This is a genomic window from Brachybacterium massiliense, assembly GCF_900184245.1.
Taxonomy (GTDB): domain Bacteria; phylum Actinomycetota; class Actinomycetes; order Actinomycetales; family Dermabacteraceae; genus Brachybacterium; species Brachybacterium massiliense.
The window spans coordinates 223,223-245,230 of sequence record NZ_FXXB01000006.1; the positions used below are offsets into that span (position 1 = coordinate 223,223).

A 22,008-nucleotide genomic window follows, 5' to 3' on the forward strand; every position below is an offset into this window, starting at 1 on the left:
GTGAGGCGCTCGTCCGCCGAGCGCCGCACCGCAGGGAGGGGCCCTGTGCCGGGAGACCGGTGCAGGGCCCCTTTCTCATGCCCGGATCCGCGCTGGCGCCGTGCTCGCTCTGATAGACCGCGTCGGCGCCGATCCCCACGACTGGAGCCCCGCTCCGGGCGCAGCAGAAGGCCCCCGTGCCCGCACTGAGGGTGCGGGGGCGGGGGCCTTCTGCGAGCCGCCGGAGAGGTCAGCGCCGGGGCGGCTCCTGAGGGGTCTCGGGACGCTGCTCGCCGTCGGCCTCCGCCGAGCCGGCGGAGCCGTAGCCGCCGGCGGCAGGGGAGGCCGACTGCGCCGATGGGGCCGAGGAGCTCTCGTGCAGGGGCGTGCCCGCTGGCTGGCCGAAGCTCGGGCGCTGACCGCGACCCGGCTCCTGCGCCGGTGCGTTCTGCGGTGCGGGCTGGCCATAGTTCGGCCGACCGGGCTGCGCGGGAGCAGGAGGTGCCGACTGCGGCGTCGGGCCGCCGTGCTGCGGAGTCTGCTGCGGTGAGGGAGCGCCGTACTGCGGGCCGTGCAGGGCAGGAGCGCCGTACTGCTGGCCCTGCGGGACGGGGGAGCCGTGCTGCGGGCCGTGGCCGCCCTGCGACGGGGGTGCGTGCCCGGGAGCGGGGACCGGAGCCGCCCCGGAGTCGGCGAGGATCTGACGAGCCTGCGCGGCATGCTTGTGCTCGACCAGCAGCTCGTACTGCATGGGGATGGTCGAGGTCATCGAGGTGAAGTCGCGCTTGCCGCCGGTCATCGCGTAGCCGATCACCGTCCACACGGTGAAGAACACGATGCCCATCAGGATGCTGGTCAGCACGATCATGAAGTTGCCGGGATTGATCAGCAGCAGGAGCAGGCCGAGGAACAGACCCATCCACAGGCCCGAGAGCACGCCCTGCCCGATCACCTTGGGCCAGGTCTTGCGGCCGGTGACCCGCTCCATCAGCTTCAGGTCCGTGCCCACGATCAGGGTGGACTGCACGGGGAACTGGTTGTCCGCGAGCGTGTCGACCACCGACTGCACCTCCTGATAGGTGCTGTACACGCCGAGGGAGCGCGGATACTCGAGGTCGTAGAGACGCGCCGTCAGCGGCGACGCCGGGCTGGTGGACTGCGGTGGCTGGCTCATGGGGACACCGTAGACCAGCACTCGGCGAATCCGCTGGGTGGGCGCGGGACGCCCCCGCAACGCCAGAGGACAGCGACCAGGCTCCATCGGGCCGCGGCCCTGAGCGCGCCGCACTGCCTCCTATATGCAAACGTGACCTGTCCGGGGCCGACAGCTGTCGGAGAAACGGTGTAAATCGTCGTACTGTGTGCTCTACCACTCGTCGGGCGAAGCACGCCGCAGGGCGTGCTCCCGACCCTTTCAAGGATGAAAGAGGTCCCCATGGGCACCACTGCTTCTGACGACATGACCCCGCTCGAGCGCCTCGGCGCCTCCCGGCGCAGCTTCCTGGCTCTCGCCGGCGCCGGAGCGGGCGCCTCCGTGCTCGCGGCCTGCGCGGGCGGTGGAGGCGGAGAGACCACGGAGGGCGGCGGCTCGGTGACCGGCGACGGCGAGGTCACGGACGAGAACCCGCTGGGCGTCGACGGCGCCGCTGCGGTCACCGCAGTCATCTTCGACGGCGGATACGGCACCCAGTACGCCGAGGACGCGGGCACCAAGTACCAGGAGCTCTACCCGGATGCGACGGTGGACGTCTCCGGCACCGTGAACATCCAGCAGGACCTCCAGCCCCAGTTCGCCGGTGGCACCCCGCCGGACCTGTTCGACAACTCCGGCGCCCAGAAGCTCGCGATCGACGGTCTGGTCCCGCAGCTCGCTGACCTCGGCGACCTGCTCGCCGCCCCGATGCTCGACGCCGAGGGCACCGTCGAGGAGAACCTGCTGCCCGGCGTCACCTCGCCCGGCATGTTCGACGGCAAGTTCCTGGGCATGAACTACGTCTACACCGTGTTCGCCCTGTGGTATTCGGCCTCGGAGTTCGAGGAGAAGGGCTGGACCGTCCCGGAGACCTGGGAGGACCTCATGGCCCTGGGCGAGGAGGTCAAGGGCGAGGGCCGCTACCTGTTCTCCTACGGCGGCCAGAACGCCTCGAACTACTACCAGGAGATGGCGCTGTCCATGGCCGCCAAGCTGGGCGGGCCCGAGGTGCTCACCAAGATCGATGCCCTCGAGGAGGGAGCCTTCGAGCAGGAGGCCATCGTCCAGGCCTACGACGCGATGGCCGAGGCCGTCGAAGCCGGCTACTTCGAGCCCGGCGGCGAGGGCATCAAGCACACCGACGCGCAGACCAACTGGGTCACCGGCACCTCGGTGTTCTACCCCTCCGGCTCCTGGATCGAGAACGAGCAGGCCGACGTCACCCCCGAGGGATACGACATGACCGGCGCACCGGTCCCGTCCCTGCCCGACAGCGCGATGCCGCACGAGGCCTTCCACGGCACCGCCGCCGAGCAGTACTTCGTGCCCTCCGGTGGTGAGAACCCCACCGGCGGTGCGGAGTTCCTGCGGATCATGCTCTCCAAGGAGCAGGCCGAGAACTTCGCCGAGCTGACCAAGGCCCCGTCGGTCATCAAGGACACCGTGCCCGAGGACGGCTTCGGCTCGACCGCTCTCGCCTCGGTCAACACTATGATCCAGGCCGCGGGCGAGAACACCTTCACCTACAACTTCTCGGACTGGTACGGCCTGGGGGCGGACTCCATCACCAACTGGACCAGCTTCCTCAAGGGCGACATCGACGCAGCGGGTCTGCGCGAGGCCGAGCAGGCCATGATCGACCGGGTGCGGGAGGACGACTCGATCACCAAGTTCGAGGCTGGTTCATGACCGCTTCCGGCGTCGACGTCGGAGAGCGCGAGACGGCGGCGGCGACCCGTGGGGTCGCCCGCCGCCGTCGGCGCGTGCCCACCCCGCAGCGGATGCTGTTCTTCCTCGTGTTCCTGGGGATCCCGCTCGCGGTGTACCTGATGTTCGTCGTCTCCCCGTTCGCCCAGTCCTTCTACTACTCCCTGACCAACTGGAGCGGGCTGAGCCCGTCGATGGAGTTCATCGGCCTGGCCAACTACCAGAGGATCTTCGACGACCCCGTCTTCTGGAAGTCGCTGCGCAACAACCTCGCGCTGCTGATCGCCCTGCCGACGATCACCATCGTGCTGGCCTTCGCGCTCGCGGTGATGGTCACCATCGGCGGCAGCACCCACGGCGGTGTGCGCGGTGTGCGGGGCGCCGGCTTCTACCGCGTGGTGAGCTTCTTCCCGTATGCGATCCCGGCCGTGATCACCGGCATCCTGTTCAACTTCATCTACCACCCCGGCGGAGGCCTGCTCAACGGCTTCCTGAACCTGCTGCTGACCCCGGTCAACGCGGTGCTCGGGATCGTCGGCGCGGAGCCGATGCAGGACGTCGGCACCGCCTGGCTCGGTGATCAGCGCTTCGCGCTCGCAGCGGTGGGCTTCGCGATCATCTGGACGTTCGTGGGCTTCTACATGGTGCTGTTCGTCGCCGGGATCAAGTCGATCCCGCAGGAGGTGCTCGAGGCGGCACGCATCGACGGCTCCGGACGCTTCCGCACCTCGGTGCAGATCGTCGCGCCGATGGTGCGGGACAACATCTCCACCGCCCTGGTGTACATGGGCATCTTCGCCCTGGACGCCTTCACGTTCGTGTCGGTGATGACCCCCAACGGCGGCACCGACAACAGCACCAAGGTGGTCTCGCTCCACCTGTACCAGACCGCGTTCCGCGACGGCCGCTTCGGCGAGGCCAGCGCGATGGGTGTGATGATGGCCGTGGTGACCATGCTGGTGGCCGTGGTGGTCATCGGGCTGGGCCGCAGCAAGAAGGAGAAGCGATGAGCGCCCCGACCCACCCGAGCACGCACGCCGAGGTGCGTGAGCGGGGGAGCGGCGAGCAGCGCCGCATCCCTGTGCGGCGTCGTGATCGCGGCAGCGACGGCGCCGGGTTCTCCGCCCTGCACCACGCGGTGTTGACGCTGTGGGCGCTGCTGGTGATCCTGCCGCTGCTGTGGACGGTCTACACCTCGTTCAAGACCTCCCGCGAGATCCTCACGGACCCCTTCGGCCTGCCCGAGCACATGCAGTGGGAGAACTACTCCCGCGCCTGGCAGGAGGCGAAGATCGGGGAGTACTTCCTCAACACCCTGATCGTCGTGGGCGCGGGCCTGGTGGCCGTGATGCTGCTGGGGGCGATGTGCGCCTATGTGCTCGCCCGCTTCCAGTTCCCCGGCAACCGGGCGATCTACTACGGCATGGTCGCCGGCCTCACCTTCCCGATCTTCCTGGCCGTGGTGCCGCTGTTCTTCGTGCTGAAGAACATGGGGCTGCTGGACGGGCGGATGGGCCTGGTCGGCGTGATCCTCTCCTACGTCGCCTTCGCCCTGCCGTTCACGGTGTTCTTCCTGCACTCGTTCTTCTCGGGCCTGCCCGACGAGATCAGCGAGGCCGCCGCGATCGACGGCGCCGGGGACTTCCGCACCTTCTTCCAGGTGATGCTGCCGATGGCGAAGCCGGGCCTGGTCTCGGTGGCGATCTTCAACTTCCTGGGGATGTGGAACCAGTACCTGCTCCCCCTGGTCCTCAACACCGAGCGCGACAACTACGTGCTCGCTCAGGGCCTGGTGAACCTCCAGGCCCAGCAGGGCTACAAGGTGGACTGGGGCGGCATGTTCGCCTCGGTGGTCATCACCGTGATCCCTGTGCTGATCGTGTACGTCATCTTCCAGCGCCAGCTGCAGGGCGGAGTGGGGCCGAGCACCGACAAGTGAGCTCGTCCCGTCTCTGCGACAATGGGAGGGCATCGCACCGCGCCCCCGGGGCCCGGGCGGTGCCCTGCCTCATCGTGGAGGCAGGAGCAGCGCCGCACGGACGTGATCTGTGACCGGGTGCACCTGGTGCGACCTTGTGGGAGCACAGCGCCGTCTGGCAGACTGTTCAAGTTGTCTGCGCGGGCCGACATGCCCGGTTCCGTTCTCCGAGGGTCATCCTCGGCGAATGATCACCGGATGAGGCCCGTCCCGAGGATGCGAACCTTGCCCCTAGGCATCGATCGCGCATCGACGAGGGATCAGTCGCAGAAGCAGCCGGCTCACGGCGGTTCGATGCTGGGCTCACACGCCCTGCGGAGGCCGACACGCCCGTCCTCGGGTACCGGGAGGCGGCCGCATCCATGCCAGACGAAGAAGAGAGACAGGACGCCATGGCGGGACAGAAGATCCGCATCCGGCTCAAGTCGTACGACCACGAGGTGATCGACACCTCCGCGCGCAAGATCGTGGACACGGTCACCAGCGCTGGCGCGACGGTCGTGGGCCCGGTGCCGCTGCCGACGGAGAAGAACGTGTTCTGCGTGATCCGTTCTCCCCACAAGTACAAGGACTCCCGTGAGCACTTCGAGATGCGCACGCACAAGCGACTGATCGACATCGTCGATCCCACGCCCAAGGCTGTGGACTCGCTCATGCGCCTCGACCTGCCCGCGGACGTCAACATCGAGATCAAGCTCTGAGGGTGGTGGAGATGAGCAACGAACTGACCGGCCAGAAGGCCGCTCCGGTGTCCGGCGTGCTCGGCACCAAGCTCGGCATGACCCAGGTCTGGGACGAGGACGGCAAGCTCGTCCCCGTGACCGTCGTGCAGACCGGTGCGAACGTCGTCACCCAGATCCGCTCCGTCGAGACCGACGGCTACGACGCGGTCCAGATCGCCTACGGGCAGATCGACCCCCGCAAGGTGTCGGCTCCGCTCAAGGGCCACTTCGAGAAGGCCGGCGTGACCCCACGCCGTCACCTCGTCGAGCTGCGCACCGTCAACGCCGCTGACTACACCGTCGGCCAGGAGATCGACGCCTCGGTGTTCGAGTCCGGCCAGAAGGTCGACGTCGTCGGCACCTCCAAGGGCAAGGGCACCGCGGGCGTCATGAAGCGCCACGGCTTCGCCGGCGTGGGCGCGTCCCACGGCCAGCACCGCAACCACCGCAAGCCCGGCTCCATCGGTGGCGCCTCCACCCCCGGTCGCGTGTTCAAGGGTCAGCGCATGGCTGGCCGCATGGGCGGCGACCGCACCAGTGTCCAGAACCTGACCGTTCACGCGGTCGACGTCGAGAAGGGCCTCGTGCTCGTCAAGGGTGCCGTCCCCGGCCCCAAGGGCGGTCTCGTGCTCGTCCGCTCGGCTGTCAAGAGCCCCGCGAAGGAGGCCTGAGCCCGATGGCAGCGAACCTGACTGTCGACGTGCTCGATCCGGCCGGTAAGAAGTCCGGCTCCGTCGAGCTGCCCGCGTCGATCTTCGACGTGCAGACCAACGTGCCCCTGATCCACCAGGTGGTCGTCGCCCAGCAGGCGGCAGGCCGCCAGGGCACCCACAAGGCCAAGACCCGCGCCGAGGTGCGCGGCGGCGGCAAGAAGCCCTGGAAGCAGAAGGGCACCGGTCGTGCCCGTCAGGGCTCCCTGCGCGCACCGCAGTTCACCGGCGGCGGCGTCGTCCACGGCCCCGTCCCGCGTGACTACAGCAAGCGCACCCCGAAGAAGATGAAGGCCGCCGCTCTGCGCGGAGCCCTCTCGGACCGGGCACGCAACGGCCGCGTCCACGTCGTCTCCTCGCTCCTGGCGGGCGATGTCGCGTCGACCAAGGCCGCGCGTCAGACCCTGGCGAAGATCTCCGACCGTCGCCACCTGCTGGTGGTCGTGCGTCGCGATGACGACCTGGGCGCGCTGAGCACCCGCAACCTGCCGACCACCCACGTCCTGTACGCGGACCAGGTGAACACCTACGACGTCATGCTCTCCGACGACGTGGTCTTCACCGCCGGTGCGCTCGAGGACTTCGTGGCTCAGGCGACCCTGGCCCTGCCCACCTCGAACTTCGCCGCGGCGAAGGCTGCGCCGGCTGCTGCCGCCGCCGCCCCTGCCGCCGCGCAGGACGCCCCCTTCGGCGAGGGCTCGGCGGCCGCACAGGCCGACGGCTCCGCACCCGAGGGCTTCACCATCAAGGGCAACCAGGACTCGATGAAGTTCCACACCCCGGACTCCCCGTGGTACGGCCGTACCAAGGCCGAGGTCTGGTTCGCGAGCGAGGAGGCCGCCAAGGCCGCCGGCTTCGTGAACGCGGTCAAGGAGTCCACCCCGGCTGAGGAGGAGTCCAAGTGACCTCGCTGAACAAGGATCCCCGCGACGTCCTGCTGGCCCCGGTGGTCTCCGAGAAGAGCTACGGGCTGATGGACGAGGGCAAGTACACCTTCCTGGTGGCTGCCGACGCCAACAAGACCGAGATCAAGATCGCCGTCGAGAAGATCTTCGACGTGAACGTCTCCTCGGTGAACACGATCAACCGTCAGGGCAAGTCGCGCCGCACGCGCTTCGGGACCGGCAAGCGCAAGGACACCAAGCGCGCCGTGGTCACCCTGACTGACGGAGCCATCGACATCTTCGGAGGGTCGGTCGCCTGAGGCGGCCGATATCCGAGGAGCCGAAGAGAGTCTGAGGGAAACCCACATGGCAATTCGTAAGAGCAAGCCGACCACCCCCGGTCGTCGCGGCTCGAGTGGCGCCGACTTCGTCGAGGTCACCCGGTCCACGCCGGAGAAGTCGCTGGTCCGCCCGCTGTCCAAGAGCGGCGGCCGCAACAGCAACGGTCGTATCACCTCCCGTCACCGGGGCGGTGGCCACAAGCGGGCCTACCGCGTGATCGACTTCCGCCGTCACGACAAGGACGGCATCAACGCGAAGGTCGCTCACATCGAGTACGACCCCAACCGCACCGCGCGCATCGCGCTGCTGCACTACCTGGACGGCGAGAAGCGCTACATCCTCGCGCCGGCCAAGCTGCGTCAGGGCGACTGGATCGAGAACGGTCCGGGCGCGGACATCAAGCCCGGCAACAACCTGCCGCTGCGCAACATCCCCCTGGGCACCGTTGTGCACGCGATCGAGCTGCGCCCCGGTGGCGGAGCGAAGATCGCCCGCAGCGCTGGCGCGTCCGTCCAGCTGGTCGCGAAGGAAGGGCCCTACGCGCAGCTGCGCATGCCCTCCGGCGAGATCCGCAACGTGGATGCCCGCTGCCGCGCCACCATCGGCGAGGTCGGCAACGCCGAGCAGTCCAACATCAACTGGGGCAAGGCCGGCCGCATGCGCTGGAAGGGCAAGCGCCCCCACGTCCGCGGTGTCGTCATGAACCCGCACGACCACCCGCACGGTGGTGGCGAGGGCCGCACCTCCGGTGGCCGTCACCCGGTGTCGCCCTGGGGTCAGCCCGAGGGCCGTACCCGCCGACCGGGCAAGGCGAGCGACAAGCTCATCGTGCGCCGTCGCCGGACCGGCAAGAAGCGCTGATAGGGAGAACCAGGAAACATGCCTCGCAGTATCGCCAAGGGCCCCTTCGTGGACGACCACCTTCAGAAGAAGGTGGACGCCCAGAACGAGAAGGGCACCAAGAACCTCATCAAGACCTGGTCGCGTCGTTCGGTCATCACCCCGGACTTCCTCGGCCACACCTTCGCAGTGCACGACGGCCGCAAGCACGTCTCGGTGTTCGTCACCGAGTCGATGGTCGGTCACAAGCTCGGCGAGTTCGCTCCCACGCGGACTTTCAAGGGCCACGAGAAGGACGACAGAAAGGGCCGTCGTCGCTGACCTCGGTCAGTGCGGCAGCACGTCCCGACATCCAGAAGAAAGCAGGACAGCAATGGAAGCCAAGGCGCAGGTGCGGTACCTCCGCATGTCGCCCATGAAGGCTCGCCGCGTTGTGGACCTGATTCGTGGCAAGAGCACGGCCGAGGCCCTGGACATCCTGCGGTTCGCCCCGCAGGCCGCCAGCGAGCCCGTCCTCAAGCTCGTCGAGTCCGCGATCGCCAACGCGCGGGTGAAGGCAGATCAGGCAGGGGAGCGCTTCGATGAGCGCGAACTCGCCGTCTCTGCCGCATTCGTCGACGAGGGTCCGACCATGAAGCGGTTCCAGCCGCGTGCACAGGGTCGAGCCTTCCAGATCAAGAAGCGCACCAGCCACGTCACCGTGGTGGTCGCTCCCGTGAACAAGTAAGGAGCCGTACGTATGGGTCAGAAGATCAACCCCAACGGGTTCCGCCTCGGGATCACCACGGAGCACACCAGCCGTTGGTTCGCCGACTCCTCCAAGGAGGGTCAGCGCTACCGCGACTATGTGAAGGAAGACGTCGCGATCCGCAACCTCATGTCGAACGGCATGGAGCGGGCCGGCATCTCCAAGGTCGAGATCGAGCGCACCCGTGACCGCGTCCGCGTGGACCTCCACACCGCCCGCCCGGGCATCGTCATCGGGCGTCGTGGCGCGGAGGCCGAGCGTCTGCGCGGTGAGCTGGAGAAGCTCACCGGCAAGCAGATCCAGCTGAACATCCTCGAGGTCAAGAACCCCGAGGCCGATGCTCAGCTGGTCGCACAGGGCATCGCCGAGCAGCTCGCCGCCCGTGTCTCCTTCCGTCGTGCGATGCGCAAGGGCATGCAGTCCGCGCAGCGCGCCGGCGCGAAGGGCATCCGAGTGGCCGTCTCCGGCCGCCTCGGCGGCGCCGAGATGAGCCGTAACGAGTTCTACCGCGAGGGGCGCGTGCCGCTGCACACCCTCCGCGCGAACATCGACTACGGCTTCTACGAGGCCCGCACCGCCTTCGGCCGCATCGGCGTGAAGGTCTGGATCTACAAGGGCGACGTCACCGCCAAGGAGCTCGCGGCTCAGCAGGCCGCCTCGCAGGGTCCCCGCTCCGGCGGCCGTGGCCCGCGTGCCGAGCGTCCCCGCGGCCGTCGCAACGAGCGCAACGCAGCTGCGCGCCGTGGTGGGGAGCAGGCCCAGGCCGCTCCCGCAGCCGGCGAGCAGGCTGCAGCGCCCGCACAGCAGCCCGGAACGGAGGCCTGAGCGACATGCTGATCCCTCGCAGGACCAAGCACCGCAAGCAGTACCGCCCGCACCGCACGGGCATGGCCAAGGGCGGCACCGACCTGGCTTTCGGTGAGTACGGCATCCAGGCTCTCGAGCCGGCCTACGTCACCAACCGCCAGATCGAGGCTGCACGTATCGCCATGACCCGCTACATGAAGCGTGGCGGCAAGGTGTTCATCAACATCTACCCCGATCGTCCGCTCACCAAGAAGCCTGCCGAGGTCCGCATGGGCTCCGGTAAGGGTTCGGTCGAGTGGTGGATCGCCAACATCAAGCCGGGACGAGTCATGTTCGAGATCGCCGGCGTCGAGGAGGAGGTGGCTCGCGAGGCACTCCGCCTGGCGCAGCACAAGCTCCCCATGAAGAGCCGCATCCTGAGCCGAGAGAGTGGTGACATCTGATGGCAGCGACCAAGCTCACCGCCGATGAACTCGACAAGCTGGACGACGCGAAGCTGGCCGAGGAGCTGGCGAAGGCCAAGGACGAGCTGTTCAAGCTCCGTTTCCAGTCCGCGACCGGTCAGCTCGAGAACTCCGGCCGTCTGCGGTCCGTCAAGAAGGACATCGCACGGATCTACACGATCCTGCGCGAGCGCGAGCTGGGCATCCGTCAGGCGCCCGGCGCCGCCGAGTGACCGCGAAGCGAGGAACAGAGATGACTGACAACACCAAGGCCGAGTCCCCGGCCATCGAGGAGCTCGACAAGGAGGGCGCCCAGGCGTCCTCGAGCGAGCGCCCGTACCGCAAGACCCTGCGTGGCTACGTGGTCTCCGACAAGATGGACAAGACCGTCGTCGTCGAGGTCGAGGAGCGCGTCAAGCACGCCCGCTACGGCAAGGTCACCACGAAGAACAGCCGCTTCAAGGCTCATGACGAGGAGAACAGCGCCGGCATCGGCGACCGTGTCCTGGTCATGGAGACCCGTCCCACCTCCGCGACCAAGCGGTGGCGACTGGTCGAGATCCTCGAGCGCGCCAAGTGATCGGGCGGTCCTCGTGACCGCACCGCTCCTCTGAGAAGGGCCGGTCCTCCCCCAGGGAGGGCCGGCCCTTCCGCTGTGCCCGGGACACAGCAGCCCGGGCCGCCACGCGGCTCAGCTGCCGGTGACGTGTATCAGCTGCCGGTGAGGTGGATCAGGAGCGCACCGGCCAGGGCATCCTCGGCCCGCGGCGCGGGCACCGAGCGCTCTGCACCATCCTCGCTCCGCACCGTCACCGTGAAGCTGCCGTCCTGCTGACGGTGCAGGGCCCGGAAGCTGTCCCCGAGCGCAGCGCGCAGCTGGTCCTCGCGGGGCAGCCACACCACCTCGTCCTGCTCCACGGAGTCCAGCGCCCACTCGGTGGTGCCGTTGAAGCGCAGCACCGGGAGCCCGTTGCGGCCTCGGGCCTGCTCGACCACCATGGAGGAGAGCATGAACGTCTCCGCGCGCAGCTGCTCGTTGTCGATCGCGAAGCGATCCCCGTCGGCCGGCTCCCAGGCCAGTCCTCGGTCCCGCAGGCGTCGTGCGATATCGATGTCGATCATGAGCTGAACCTACTCGCCCCCGGGCAGGGGAGAGCAAGCACACATGCCCGGTGCGCCGCTGAAGGGGTGACATCCGAGGGCGGGGGAGCGTAGTCTTGAACGGTTGCCGGAGGACTGTGCGCCCGCTCCTGTCTGGAGTCGGGTCCCAGGAGTCCGCGACTGGATCCGGTGCCACCCGATCCCTCCTCGTCGGAGACCTCGCACAAGAGGCGAACGTCCTGCGTTCACCACGCCAGTGCCTGAGTCCGGCCGAGGATTCTTTGGTGCCCGGGGCTCGTCGGCGGTGACGCCCCTGTCGGTCCGCCGATCGGTGCGCTGCCGGGCATGGTCCACATTCCGTTCCGCCAGGCTCGGCCTGCTCGCTCGCGCGAGCGGGAAGAGAACCGGTGAGACGATAGGAGAACGAGTGATTCAGCAGGAGTCGCGACTGAAGGTCGCCGACAACACGGGTGCCAAGGAGATTCTCTGCATCCGCGTTCTCGGTGGCTCCGGTCGCCGTTACGCCAGCATCGGGGACACCATCGTGGCGACCGTCAAGGACGCCATCCCCGGTGGCAACGTCAAGAAGGGCGACATCGTCAAGGCGGTCATCGTCCGTACGTCCAAGGAGGTCCGTCGCGTCGACGGCTCCTACATCCGATTCGACGAGAACGCCGCGGTCATCCTCAAGACCGACGGCGAGCCGCGCGGCACCCGCATCTTCGGCCCGGTCGGGCGCGAGCTGCGGGACAAGCGCTTCATGAAGATCGTCTCGCTGGCACCGGAGGTGGTGTGACATGGCAAAGATGAAGATCAAGAAGGGCGACCTCGTCCAGGTGATCACCGGTCGCACCAGCGACGGCGACAAGGCCGCCAAGCGCGGCCTCGAGCCCGGCGACAAGGGCAAGCAGGGCCGCGTCCTACAGGTGTTCCCCGATACCCAGCGCGTGCTGGTCGAGGGCATCAACCGCCGCACCCACCACGTCAAGCCCAACCAGGCAGGCGGCGCGGGCGGCATCGAGCAGCGCGAGGCCCCCATCCACGTCTCGAACGTGGCCCTGGTCGACCCGGAGGACAACAAGCCGACCAAGGTCGGCTACCGCGTCGAGACCCTCGAGCTCGAGAACGGCCGTACCAAGCAGGTGCGCGTCCGCTTCGCGAAGCGCTCCGGGAAGGACATCTGAGATGAGCGAGACCGCCACCCAGGCGCCCACCCCGCGCCTGAAGAACAAGTACAACGAGACCATCAAGGCTCAGCTGACCGAGCAGTTCGGCTACGAGAACGTGATGCTCGTGCCCGGCCTGACCAAGATCGTCGTGAACATGGGCGTCGGCGACGCCGCACGCGACTCGAAGGTCATCGACGGCGCGATCCGCGACCTCGCGGACATCACCGGCCAGAAGCCGCAGGTCACCAAGGCCCGCAAGTCCATCGCGCAGTTCAAGCTGCGTGAGGGCATGCCGATCGGTGCGCACGTCACCCTGCGCAACGCCCGCATGTGGGAGTTCCTGGACCGCCTGCTGTCCACCGCCCTGCCCCGTATCCGTGACTTCCGCGGTCTCTCGCCGAAGCACTTCGACGGCAACGGCAACTACACCTTCGGTCTCACGGAGCAGGTCATGTTCCACGAGATCGACCAGGACAAGATCGACCGCGTCCGCGGTATGGACATCACGGTCGTGACCACCGCGAAGACCGACGACGAGGGACGCGCGCTGCTCAAGCTGCTCGGCTTCCCCTTCAAGGAGAACTGATATGGCAAAGACAGCCCTGATCAAGAAGTCGGAGCGCAAGCCCAAGTTCGCGGTCCGCGCCTACACCCGGTGCCAGCGCTGCGGTCGCCCTCATTCGGTGTACCGCAAGTTCGGTCTCTGCCGCGTCTGCCTTCGCGAGATGGCTCACCGCGGAGAGCTCCCCGGCGTCACCAAGAGCAGCTGGTAAGGACTACCGCCAGAGGTCCCTCGTCGCAGTCATCGCGGCCGAGGGAAACCAGGTGAGGAAGAAGCAACAGACATGACCATGACCGACCCGATCGCGGACATGCTCACGCGGATCCGTAACGCCTCCGGGGCGTACCACGAGACCGCGTCCATGCCGTACTCGAAGTTGAAGGCCCGCATCGCGGACATCCTGAAGGCAGAGGGCTACATCCTCGGCTGGACCGAGGAGGAGGCCGAGGTGGGCTCCAAGCTCGTGCTCGAGCTGAAGTACTCGGACAGCCGTGAGCGCGCCATCTCCGGGATCCGCCGTATCTCGAAGCCCGGCCTGCGTGTGTACGCGAAGTCCACCAACCTGCCCAAGGTCCTCGGCGGCCTGGGCGTGGCGATCCTGTCCACGTCCTCCGGCCTCCTGACCGACAAGCAGGCTGCCAAGAAGGGTGTGGGTGGGGAAGTCCTCGCCTACATCTGGTGAGCGGGAGAGGAGAACAGCTATGTCCCGCATCGGACTCCGACCGGTCGCAGTACCGGCAGCAGTGCAGAACGTCGCCATCGAGGGTCGCACCGTCACGGTGACCGGCCCCAAGGGTGAGCTCACCCACGAGGTGCCCGCGCCCCTGACCGTCGAGCGCGGCGAGGACGGCACCATCGTCGTCCGCCGTCCCGACGAGGAGCGCGAGACCAAGGCCCTCCACGGCCTGACCCGCACCCTCATCAACAACATCGTCCTCGGTGTCACCGAGGGCTTCACCAAGAAGCTGGAGATCGTGGGGACGGGCTATCGCGTCACCGCGAAGGGCACGGACCTCGAGTTCGCGCTCGGCTTCTCCCACCCCGTCGTGGTGAAGGCGCCCCAGGGCATCTCCTTCACCGTGGAGTCGCCGACCAAGCTCTCGGTCAACGGCATCTCCAAGCAGCAGGTGGGCGAGGTCGCCGCGAACATCCGCAAGCTCCGCAAGCCCGAGCCCTACAAGGGCAAGGGCGTGCGCTACGCCGACGAGGTCGTGGTCCGCAAGGCCGGAAAGGCTGGTAAGTGATCATGGGTTACGCACTCAAGCACACCAAGGGCAACCGCGGCAGCAAGCTGCGCATGCGCGGCCGTCGTCATCTGCGCGTCCGTCGCCGTGTCGTCGGCACCGCCCAGCGCCCCCGCCTGGTGGTCACCCGCTCGGCGCGCCACGTCTTCGTGCAGGTCGTCGACGACGCCCTGGGCAAGACCCTCGCGTCGGCATCGACCATGGAGGCGGACCTGCGTCAGACCGAGGCCTCCAAGGCCGACAAGGCCCGCACCGTCGGCACCCTCGTCGGCGAGCGCGCCAAGGCTGCCGGGATCGACTCCGTCGTGTTCGACCGCGGCGGCAACAAGTACCACGGCCGTGTGGCCGCCGTCGCAGACGGCGCCCGCGAGGCTGGCCTGGCGCTGTGATCGCCGCCCGGACACAGGACGAGAAGAGGATCTGAATATGGCTGCACAGCAGCGAAGCAACGGTCCCGCGGCCTCCGGCCGGCGGGACGACAACCCCAACAGCAACGAGCGCGGTGGCCGTCAGGGCGGCGACCGCGGCGGCCGCCAGGGTGGTCGCGGTCGCGGTCAGGACGCCGAGAAGTCGGCGTTCCTCGAGCGCGTCGTGAGCATCAACCGAGTCTCGAAGGTCGTCAAGGGCGGCCGTCGTTTCTCCTTCACCGCCCTCGTGGTGGTGGGTGACGGCGACGGCACCGTCGGCGTCGGCTACGGCAAGGCCAAGGAGGTCCCTGCGGCGATCTCCAAGGGTGTCGAGGAGGCGAAGAAGAACTTCTTCCGCGTCCCCCGCATCCAGGGCACCGTCGTGCACCCGGTCCAGGGCGAGGATGCGGCGGGCGTCGTCCTGCTGCGCCCCGCGGCCCCCGGCACCGGTGTGATCGCCGGCGGTCCGGTCCGCGCCGTGCTCGAGTGCGCCGGAGTGCACGACGTGCTCTCCAAGTCGCTCGGCTCGACCAACGCGATCAACATCGTGCGGGCCACCGTCGACGCCCTCAAGCAGCTCGAGGAGCCGGAGGCCGTGGCAGCACGTCGTGGCCTCTCGGTCGAGCACGTCGCCCCGGCCCCGCTCCTGCGGGCTCAGGCCGAGGGTCGTGCAGCCGCTCGCGCTCAGAAGGTGGGTGCCTGATGCAGATCAAGGTGACCCAGACCCGTTCCGAGATCGGCGGCACCCAGAGCCAGCGAGCCACCCTGCGCGGCCTCGGCCTCAAGCGCATCGGTGACACCGTGGTGAAGGAAGACCGCCCCGAGATCCGCGGCATGATCCGCACCGTCACCCACCTGGTGACGTTCGAAGAGGTGGACTGAACATGACTGACTCCCAGAACCCTCTGAAGCTTCACGACCTGCGCCCCGCGCCCGGGTCCAAGACCGCACGCACGCGCGTCGGCCGTGGTGAGGCTTCGAAGGGCAAGACCGCTGGTCGCGGCACCAAGGGCACCAAGGCCCGCAACACGGTGCCGTTCGGCTTCGAGGGCGGGCAGATGCCGCTGCACATGCGGCTGCCGAAGCTTCGCGGCTTCACCAACCCGTTCCGCGTCGAGTACCAGCCCGTGAACCTCGCGACCCTGCAGGAGCTGTTCCCCGAGGGCGGCACCGTCACGGTCGAGGATCTCGTGGCCAAGGGCGCTGTGCGCAAGAACCAGCCCGTCAAGGTGCTGGGCTCCGGTGACTTGAGCGTCAAGCTCGACGTCACCGCGCAGAAGTTCTCCGCCTCGGCGGAGCAGAAGATCGCGGCGGCTGGCGGTTCCGTCACCACCGCGTGAGTCTCTTTTGACGGGGCATCGCGGCGCAGAATAGTCTGCACCGCGGTGCCCCGTCGCCATATCCGGACGTCCTAGCCGGGCCGGTCCGACGGCCGCGCATGTGCCGCGGCACCGGGACGGACCGTGACACCCTTGGTCCAGTCCCCGGACCTCCAGGAGGGAAACAGGTGAACTCGTTCGTGCGCGCGCTGCGCACCCCGGAGCTGAGGGCGAAGATCTTCTTCACGCTCGGCCTGATCGCGGTCTATCGCCTCGGTGTCTTCATCCCCACCCCGGGATTCGATGCCACCAACGTGATGATCTGCGCGGATCAGGCGGCCTCGGGCGGCGGCTCCAACGTGATGGGCATGATCAACATGTTCTCCGGCGGGGCCCTGCTGCAGCTGTCCATCTTCGCTCTCGGAGTGATGCCCTACATCACCGCCTCGATCATCGTGCAGCTGCTGCGCGTGGTGATCCCGCGGTTCGAGGCCCTCCACAAGGAGGGCGCCTCCGGCACGGCGAAGCTCACGCAGTACACCCGATACCTCACCATCGGCCTCGGCGTGCTCCAGTCCACCACCATCATCACCCTGGTGCGCTCGGGCAACTTCTTCGTCGGCTGCAACCTCCCGCTGGTGCCGGACCAGTCGATCCCGACCCTCCTCACGATGGTGCTGACCATGACCGTGGGCACCGTGCTGATCATGTTCATGGGCGAGATGATCACCGAGCGCGGCATCGGCAACGGCATGTCGCTGATGATCTTCACGTCCATCGCGGCGTCCTTCCCCGGCTCCTTCGCCCAGGTCTGGCAGCTGCAGGGCTGGCTCACCTTCTCCCTGGTCATCCTCGTCGCGCTGGTCGTGATGGTGGGCATGGTGTTCGTCGAGCAGTCCCAGCGCCGCATCCCGGTGCAGTACGCCAAGCGCATGGTGGGCCGCAGGATGTACGGCGGCACCTCGACCTACATCCCGGTGAAGGTCAACCAGTCCGGCGTCATCCCGGTCATCTTCGCCTCCTCGATCCTGGCCCTGCCCCAGATGGCCGCCTCCTTCGGGGACCCCGAGGCGGGCTGGGTCCAGTGGGTCAACTCGCACCTCGTGCTGGGCTTCTCGTTCTCCTGGATCTACGCGGTGGTCTACGTCGCGCTGATCGTGTTCTTCGCCTTCTTCTACACCTCGATCACCTTCAACGCGGAGGAGATCGCCGACAACATGAAGAAATACGGGGGCTTCGTCCCCAACGTGCGCGCGGGCCGCCCCACGGAGCGCTACCTGCGCTACGTGATCAACCGGATCCAGTCCGCCGGCGCCGTCTATCTCGCGGTGATCTGCCTGATCCCGCTGTTCGCCCTCGCCTACCTCGGGACGTCCCAGGACTTCCCGCTGGGCGGCGTGTCCCTGCTGATCATCATCGGCGTCGGCCTCGACACCGTGAAGCAGATCGACGCGAAGCTCCAGCAGCACCACTACGAAGGGATTCTCAAGTGACCGAGTCGTCCGCCCCCGCCGCATCCGCCCGCCGCCTGCTGATCGTGGGCCCGCCCGGAGCCGGGAAGGGCACGCAGGCGGAGCGCCTGGCCGCGGAGCTGTCGATCCCGGCGATCTCCACCGGTGACATCTTCCGCGCCAACGTCTCGGGCGAGACCGAGCTGGGCGTGCTCGCGAAGTCCTACATGGACAAGGGCGAGTACGTCCCCGACTCCGTCACCAACGACATGGTCCGCTCGCGCCTGGCCGAGGACGATGCGAAGGACGGCTTCCTGCTGGACGGCTACCCCCGCACCATCGACCAGGTCGAGGCGCTCGACGGCATGCTCGAGGAGCTCGGCACCTCGCTGGACGCGGTGCTGCTGCTCGTGGTCGAGACCGAGGAGGTCGTGGGCCGGCTGGTCGAGCGCGGCAAGGCGCAGGGACGCAGCGACGACACCGAGGAGACGATCCGTCGCCGCCTCGAGGTGTACGCCGAGCAGACCGCGCCGCTGATCGACGTCTACGAGAAGCGCGACCTGGTGCGCCGGGTCGACGGCATGGCCTCGATCGACGACGTCACCGTGTCGCTGCGCAAGGCCCTCACCGACCGATGAGCCTGCTGCCGGAGCGGGTGGAGCTCAAGACCCCCGAGCAGATCGCGGTGATGCGGCGCAGCGGCAAGCTGCTGCACCGAGTGCACGACATGCTCGCCGAGCACATCCGGCCCGGCATCACCACCGACCAGCTGGACACCCTCGCCCACGACATGATCCGTGACGAGGGCGCCACCCCGAACTTCCTGGGCTACCAGGGCTACCCGGCGACGCTGTGCATCAGCGTCAACGAGGTGATCGTCCACGGCATCCCCGATGACCGCCCCCTGCAGGAGGGCGACATCGTCTCGATCGACGGGGGACTGATCATCGAGGGCTGGCACTCCGATGCCGCCCGCACCCACATCGTGGGCGCGCCGCGCTCGAGCGCCGACGAGGACCTGGTGCGCATCACGGGCGAGGCGCTGTGGGCCGGCATCGCGGCCCTGGCCACCGCGGAGCGGGTGGGCCAGATCGGCGCGGCCATCGAGGACCACGTCACCGACGCCGCGGGGGAGACCCTCTCGCACCTCGAAGGCTTCGGCGGGCACGGCATCGGCAGCGCGATGCACCAGGCGCCCGACGTCATGAACTACCGCACGCGCTCCCGCGGCCCGAAGATCCGTCCCGGCATGTGCCTGGCGATCGAGCCGATGCTCATCCAGGGCCCCGGCTCCTGGGTGCTCGAGGACGACGACTGGACCGTGCGCGCCACCGGCGGCGGCCGGGCCGCTCACGTGGAGCACTCGGTCGCCGTGACCGAGCAGGGGCTGCTGGTGCTCACCGAGGGCGACGGCGGCGCCGCCGAGCTCGCGGCCCGCGGCATCACCGCCGCTCCGGATCCGCTCGCCGCCGGCTGAGCGCCGCGCAGCGGACCGGCCCCGCGATGTGACGTGACCGGGGTCATCGCGCCAGCTCTCGCCTGATCCGGGCCTCGCGTGTAGGCTGGTCCATCGGGTGTGCTCCGTGCGCGTCGTCCTCATCGCAGGTCGGGCAGTCCCGTCGTGCCGATCGAGCGGGCGGCTCCGCCGTCTCGTTCCGCGAGGCCGACGACTCGTGCAGGTGCGCCCTCTTCGACCACCGTACCGTCACCCGACGGTCGGTGAGCACAGCCTGAACATTCAGGAACGCGGAACTCGGACCCGGCATGCCGGTGGCGAGAGATTGGGGAGGCATGGCGAAGAAGGACGGCGTGATCGAGGTCGAGGGCCGAGTCACGGAGGCGCTCGCGAACGCGCGTTTCCGGGTCGAGCTCGACAACGGGCACATGGTGCTCGCGCACATCTCCGGGAAGATGCGCCAGCACTACATCCGCATCCTTCCCGAGGACCGTGTGGTCGTCGAGCTGAGCCCCTACGACCTCGACCGTGGCCGCATCGTGTACCGCTACAAGTGATCGTCCCGGGAGAAGGAAAGCAATGAAGGTCAAGCCGAGCGTCAAGCCGATCTGTGACAACTGCAAGGTGATCCGTCGCCACTCGCGCGTCATGGTGATCTGCTCGAACCCCCGTCACAAGCAGCGCCAGGGCTGAACGGAGCACATCCGTCCGTCCCGGCATCTGCCGTGACCGCCGCCTGAGGGCGGCACGCCCCACGGGGCAGCCCGCATCGCGGGCACCACACAAGAGAAGAGACGACTCCGCCGGCATGCGCCGGACACCCGCAGTGCGGAGGCTGCGGCGCCAGGGAAGAGACCCGGGCGGGGAGTCGGATCAGGCCTCCGAGACAGTAGGAGAATGCACATGGCACGTCTGGTGGGAGTCGACCTTCCGCGCGAGAAGCGCCTCGAAGTCGCCCTGACGTACATCTTCGGCGTGGGTCGCACCCGCGCCCAGGAGACCCTGGCCGCGACGGGTGTCTCCGGTGACACCCGTGTTCGCGAGGTCAGCGACGAGGATCTCGTCAAGCTCCGCGATCACATCGAGGCGAACTACATGGTCGAGGGTGACCTGCGCCGTGAGGTGGCCGCCGATATCCGCCGCAAGGTCGAGATCGGCAGCTACCAGGGCCTGCGCCACCGCCGCGGCCTCCCGGTGCACGGACAGCGCACCAAGACCAACGCCCGCACCCGCAAGGGCCCCAAGCGCACGGTCGCCGGCAAGAAGAAGGCCCGCTGATCCACGGCATCCGCCGTCGGACCGCGGACGTCTTCGGACCCGTAGTCACCCCGCGCCGCTGAGGGATCCGGCGCACCCCATACTCACCAGAGGAGTTCTGCCGCATGGCAACCAAGACCCAGCAGGCCGCGCGCAAGCCGCGACGCAAGGACAAGAAGAACGTCGTCAACGGCCAGGCACACATCAAGAGCACGTTCAACAACACCATCGTGTCCATCACGGACCCGACCGGTGCCATCATCTCCTGGGCCTCCGCCGGCCAGGTCGGCTTCAAGGGCTCGCGCAAGTCGACCCCGTACGCCGCGCAGATGGCCGCCGAGGCCGCTGCCCGCCGCGCCCAGGAGCACGGCATGAAGAAGGTCGACGTCTTCGTGAAGGGCCCGGGCTCCGGCCGCGAGACCGCGATCCGCTCGCTCACCGCGACCGGCCTCGAGGTCGGCTCGATCCAGGACGTCACCCCGCAGCCGCACAACGGCACCCGCCCGGCCAAGCGCCGCCGCGTCTGACCTCACCGGTCGGGGGAGGGGCGTCGTCTCTGCCCCGACCGCACCGGGACGGGCGGCCGCGCCGCCCTCCCGGGACCCTGGACACCACAAACCTTCTAGGCCCACCGCCCCCTTCTGAGCGTCATATGGCGGACGTTCGCTGAAAGGATCCACCAGTGCTCATTGCACAGCGCCCCACGCTGACCGAAGAGGTCGTGTCGGACAACCGCTCCCGGTTCGTCATCGAGCCGCTCGAGCCGGGCTTCGGCTACACCCTCGGCAACTCCCTGCGTCGTACCCTGCTGTCCTCCATCCCCGGCGCCGCGGTCACCTCGATCCGCATCGACGGCGTGCTGCACGAGTTCAGCACCGTCCCCGGCGTCAAGGAGGACATCACCGAGGTCATCCTCAACATCAAGAACCTCGTCGTCTCCTCGGAGAACGACGAGCCCGTCGTGATGTACCTGCGTCGTGAGGAAGCCGGCCGCGTCACCGCCGCCGACATCACGCCGCCCGCCGGCGTGGAGATCCACAACCCCGACCTCCACATCGCGACCCTCAACGAGAAGGGCCGCCTGGAGATCGAGCTGATCGTCGAGCGCGGTCGCGGCTACGTCTCCGCCGCGCAGAACAAGGGCGTCGACGGCGAGATCGGCCGAGTGCCGGTCGACTCGATCTACTCGCCCGTGCTGAAGGTGACCTACAAGGTCGAGGCGACCCGTGTCGAGCAGCGCACCGACTTCGACAAGCTCATCGTCGACGTCGAGACCAAGCCCGCCATCTCCCCGCGCGACGCGGTGGCCTCGGCAGGCAAGACCCTGGTCGAGCTGTTCGGACTGGCCCACGAGCTGAACCAGGAGGCGGAGGGCATCGAGATCGGCCCCTCGCCCACGGATCAGGCCCTGGCCGCCGATCTGGCGCTGCCGATCAACGACCTCAACCTCACGGTCCGGTCGTACAACTGCCTGATGCGCGAGGGTGTCCACACCGTCGGCGAGCTGACCGCCCGTTCCGAGGCCGATCTGCTCGACATCCGCAACTTCGGCCAGAAGTCCATCGACGAGGTCAAGGCGAAGCTCGCCGACCTCGGTCTGTCGCTGAAGGATTCCCCGGCCGGGTTCGACCCCTCGGCCCTGGACTCCTACTCCGACGGCTTCGGCGACCAGTACTGACCTTCATATTCC

General features: G+C 68.2%; 34 protein-coding genes. 32 read left to right on the forward strand and 2 right to left on the reverse strand.

Translation table 11 applies throughout. The annotated features are described in order from the left end of the window. Positions 1-229: 229 nt before the first annotated feature. Positions 230-1,153 carry a YflT domain-containing protein gene (locus BN4251_RS05430; protein WP_087484331.1) on the reverse strand — a complete coding sequence of 308 codons (924 nt, stop codon included), beginning with the start codon at positions 1,151-1,153 and terminating at the stop codon, positions 230-232. A 246-nt stretch (positions 1,154-1,399) separates the two neighbouring features. Between BN4251_RS05430 and ngcE the strand changes: the two genes are divergently transcribed. From ngcE to rpsQ, 14 genes are all read left to right on the forward strand, one after another. Continuing rightward, on the forward strand, positions 1,400-2,860 hold the full coding sequence (gene ngcE, locus BN4251_RS05435) for an N-acetylglucosamine/diacetylchitobiose ABC transporter substrate-binding protein (RefSeq protein ID WP_245810207.1): 1,461 nt from the start codon (positions 1,400-1,402) through the stop codon (positions 2,858-2,860). Next, positions 2,857-3,888 carry a carbohydrate ABC transporter permease gene (locus BN4251_RS05440; RefSeq protein WP_342744511.1) on the forward strand — a complete coding sequence of 344 codons (1,032 nt, stop codon included), beginning with the start codon at positions 2,857-2,859 and terminating at the stop codon, positions 3,886-3,888. Before ngcE ends, BN4251_RS05440 begins: the two co-directional genes overlap by 4 nt. Beyond that, positions 3,885-4,817: a carbohydrate ABC transporter permease gene (locus tag BN4251_RS05445; protein WP_087484115.1), complete on the forward strand. Its 933-nt coding sequence runs from the start codon at positions 3,885-3,887 to the stop codon at positions 4,815-4,817. Before BN4251_RS05440 ends, BN4251_RS05445 begins: the two co-directional genes overlap by 4 nt. A 431-nt stretch (positions 4,818-5,248) precedes the next feature. Further along, positions 5,249-5,557, forward strand: coding sequence for a 30S ribosomal protein S10 (gene rpsJ, locus BN4251_RS05450; RefSeq protein ID WP_087484116.1), 309 nt, complete (start codon positions 5,249-5,251; stop codon positions 5,555-5,557). An 11-nt stretch (positions 5,558-5,568) separates the two neighbouring features. Next, positions 5,569-6,249 (forward strand): 50S ribosomal protein L3, encoded by a 681-nt coding sequence (rplC, locus tag BN4251_RS05455; RefSeq protein WP_087484333.1) that lies wholly within the window; start codon positions 5,569-5,571, stop codon positions 6,247-6,249. A gap of 5 nt (positions 6,250-6,254) precedes the next feature. Next, positions 6,255-7,193 carry a 50S ribosomal protein L4, sunset domain variant gene (rplD, locus tag BN4251_RS05460; protein WP_087484117.1) on the forward strand — a complete coding sequence of 313 codons (939 nt, stop codon included), beginning with the start codon at positions 6,255-6,257 and terminating at the stop codon, positions 7,191-7,193. Further along, positions 7,190-7,492: a 50S ribosomal protein L23 gene (gene rplW, locus BN4251_RS05465; RefSeq protein WP_087484118.1), complete on the forward strand. Its 303-nt coding sequence runs from the start codon at positions 7,190-7,192 to the stop codon at positions 7,490-7,492. Before rplD ends, rplW begins: the two co-directional genes overlap by 4 nt. Before the next feature lie 46 nt (positions 7,493-7,538). Then, complete coding sequence (gene rplB / locus BN4251_RS05470; RefSeq protein ID WP_087484119.1) at positions 7,539-8,375, forward strand: 50S ribosomal protein L2; 837 nt, start codon at positions 7,539-7,541, stop codon at positions 8,373-8,375. Between the two features lie 18 nt (positions 8,376-8,393). Further along, positions 8,394-8,675: a 30S ribosomal protein S19 gene (rpsS, locus tag BN4251_RS05475; protein ID WP_087484120.1), complete on the forward strand. Its 282-nt coding sequence runs from the start codon at positions 8,394-8,396 to the stop codon at positions 8,673-8,675. A 52-nt stretch (positions 8,676-8,727) separates the two neighbouring features. Further along, the gene (rplV, locus tag BN4251_RS05480) at positions 8,728-9,081 is read left to right on the forward strand and encodes a 50S ribosomal protein L22 (protein WP_087484121.1); all 354 of its coding nucleotides are present in this window, start codon (positions 8,728-8,730) and stop codon (positions 9,079-9,081) included. A gap of 12 nt (positions 9,082-9,093) precedes the next feature. Next, positions 9,094-9,927 (forward strand): 30S ribosomal protein S3, encoded by an 834-nt coding sequence (rpsC, locus tag BN4251_RS05485; protein WP_087484122.1) that lies wholly within the window; start codon positions 9,094-9,096, stop codon positions 9,925-9,927. 5 nt (positions 9,928-9,932) lie between these two features. After that, positions 9,933-10,352, forward strand: a complete 420-nt coding sequence (gene rplP, locus BN4251_RS05490; RefSeq protein ID WP_087484123.1) for a 50S ribosomal protein L16 — start codon at positions 9,933-9,935, stop codon at positions 10,350-10,352. Further along, positions 10,352-10,585 (forward strand): 50S ribosomal protein L29, encoded by a 234-nt coding sequence (gene rpmC, locus BN4251_RS05495; protein ID WP_087484124.1) that lies wholly within the window; start codon positions 10,352-10,354, stop codon positions 10,583-10,585. Before rplP ends, rpmC begins: the two co-directional genes overlap by 1 nt. 20 nt (positions 10,586-10,605) lie before the next feature. Next, a complete protein-coding gene (gene rpsQ / locus BN4251_RS05500) occupies positions 10,606-10,932 on the forward strand; it encodes a 30S ribosomal protein S17 (RefSeq protein ID WP_087484125.1) in 327 nt (108 codons plus the stop codon). Between the two features lie 131 nt (positions 10,933-11,063). Here the strand turns inward: rpsQ and BN4251_RS05505 are convergent, their stop codons facing one another. Beyond that, on the reverse strand, positions 11,064-11,474 hold the full coding sequence (locus tag BN4251_RS05505; RefSeq protein WP_087484126.1) for a hypothetical protein: 411 nt from the start codon (positions 11,472-11,474) through the stop codon (positions 11,064-11,066). A gap of 406 nt (positions 11,475-11,880) precedes the next feature. On the opposite strand from BN4251_RS05505, the gene rplN reads away from it, so the two are divergent. The 18 genes from rplN to BN4251_RS05595 all read left to right on the forward strand — a co-directional run bounded on the left by rplN (position 11,881) and on the right by BN4251_RS05595 (position 21,996). Further along, a complete protein-coding gene (gene rplN / locus BN4251_RS05510; protein WP_087484127.1) occupies positions 11,881-12,249 on the forward strand; it encodes a 50S ribosomal protein L14 in 369 nt (122 codons plus the stop codon). 1 nt (position 12,250) lies between these two features. After that, entirely contained in the window at positions 12,251-12,637 is a 387-nt protein-coding gene (rplX, locus tag BN4251_RS05515; protein WP_087484128.1) for a 50S ribosomal protein L24, read from the forward strand. Position 12,638: 1 nt separating this feature from the next. Beyond that, positions 12,639-13,208, forward strand: coding sequence for a 50S ribosomal protein L5 (gene rplE, locus BN4251_RS05520; protein ID WP_087484129.1), 570 nt, complete (start codon positions 12,639-12,641; stop codon positions 13,206-13,208). A 1-nt stretch (position 13,209) separates the two neighbouring features. Then, positions 13,210-13,395 carry a type Z 30S ribosomal protein S14 gene (locus tag BN4251_RS05525; RefSeq protein ID WP_010550318.1) on the forward strand — a complete coding sequence of 62 codons (186 nt, stop codon included), beginning with the start codon at positions 13,210-13,212 and terminating at the stop codon, positions 13,393-13,395. A 72-nt stretch (positions 13,396-13,467) separates the two neighbouring features. Next, positions 13,468-13,866 (forward strand): 30S ribosomal protein S8, encoded by a 399-nt coding sequence (gene rpsH, locus BN4251_RS05530; protein ID WP_087484130.1) that lies wholly within the window; start codon positions 13,468-13,470, stop codon positions 13,864-13,866. 19 nt (positions 13,867-13,885) lie between these two features. Next, positions 13,886-14,428, forward strand: a complete 543-nt coding sequence (rplF, locus tag BN4251_RS05535) for a 50S ribosomal protein L6 (protein WP_087484131.1) — start codon at positions 13,886-13,888, stop codon at positions 14,426-14,428. A 2-nt stretch (positions 14,429-14,430) separates the two neighbouring features. Continuing rightward, positions 14,431-14,817, forward strand: coding sequence for a 50S ribosomal protein L18 (gene rplR / locus BN4251_RS05540; RefSeq protein WP_087484334.1), 387 nt, complete (start codon positions 14,431-14,433; stop codon positions 14,815-14,817). Positions 14,818-14,854: 37 nt separating this feature from the next. Continuing rightward, positions 14,855-15,538, forward strand: coding sequence for a 30S ribosomal protein S5 (rpsE, locus tag BN4251_RS05545; RefSeq protein ID WP_087484132.1), 684 nt, complete (start codon positions 14,855-14,857; stop codon positions 15,536-15,538). Continuing rightward, positions 15,535-15,717 (forward strand): 50S ribosomal protein L30, encoded by a 183-nt coding sequence (gene rpmD, locus BN4251_RS05550; protein ID WP_151904822.1) that lies wholly within the window; start codon positions 15,535-15,537, stop codon positions 15,715-15,717. Before rpsE ends, rpmD begins: the two co-directional genes overlap by 4 nt. A gap of 2 nt (positions 15,718-15,719) precedes the next feature. Further along, positions 15,720-16,175 carry a 50S ribosomal protein L15 gene (rplO, locus tag BN4251_RS05555; RefSeq protein WP_087484133.1) on the forward strand — a complete coding sequence of 152 codons (456 nt, stop codon included), beginning with the start codon at positions 15,720-15,722 and terminating at the stop codon, positions 16,173-16,175. 167 nt (positions 16,176-16,342) lie between these two features. Beyond that, positions 16,343-17,647: a preprotein translocase subunit SecY gene (secY, locus tag BN4251_RS05560; RefSeq protein WP_087484134.1), complete on the forward strand. Its 1,305-nt coding sequence runs from the start codon at positions 16,343-16,345 to the stop codon at positions 17,645-17,647. Continuing rightward, entirely contained in the window at positions 17,644-18,243 is a 600-nt protein-coding gene (locus BN4251_RS05565; protein ID WP_087484135.1) for an adenylate kinase, read from the forward strand. Before secY ends, BN4251_RS05565 begins: the two co-directional genes overlap by 4 nt. Further along, the gene (gene map / locus BN4251_RS05570) at positions 18,240-19,082 is read left to right on the forward strand and encodes a type I methionyl aminopeptidase (protein WP_087484136.1); all 843 of its coding nucleotides are present in this window, start codon (positions 18,240-18,242) and stop codon (positions 19,080-19,082) included. Before BN4251_RS05565 ends, map begins: the two co-directional genes overlap by 4 nt. Before the next feature lie 314 nt (positions 19,083-19,396). Further along, positions 19,397-19,618: a translation initiation factor IF-1 gene (gene infA, locus BN4251_RS05575; RefSeq protein ID WP_053917122.1), complete on the forward strand. Its 222-nt coding sequence runs from the start codon at positions 19,397-19,399 to the stop codon at positions 19,616-19,618. 22 nt (positions 19,619-19,640) lie between these two features. After that, the gene (gene rpmJ, locus BN4251_RS05580) at positions 19,641-19,754 is read left to right on the forward strand and encodes a 50S ribosomal protein L36 (RefSeq protein ID WP_010532506.1); all 114 of its coding nucleotides are present in this window, start codon (positions 19,641-19,643) and stop codon (positions 19,752-19,754) included. A gap of 210 nt (positions 19,755-19,964) precedes the next feature. Next, on the forward strand, positions 19,965-20,339 hold the full coding sequence (gene rpsM / locus BN4251_RS05585; protein ID WP_087484137.1) for a 30S ribosomal protein S13: 375 nt from the start codon (positions 19,965-19,967) through the stop codon (positions 20,337-20,339). A 104-nt stretch (positions 20,340-20,443) separates the two neighbouring features. Then, on the forward strand, positions 20,444-20,845 hold the full coding sequence (gene rpsK / locus BN4251_RS05590; protein WP_087484138.1) for a 30S ribosomal protein S11: 402 nt from the start codon (positions 20,444-20,446) through the stop codon (positions 20,843-20,845). Between the two features lie 155 nt (positions 20,846-21,000). Beyond that, positions 21,001-21,996, forward strand: coding sequence for a DNA-directed RNA polymerase subunit alpha (locus BN4251_RS05595; protein WP_087484139.1), 996 nt, complete (start codon positions 21,001-21,003; stop codon positions 21,994-21,996). Positions 21,997-22,008: the final 12 nt, after the last annotated feature.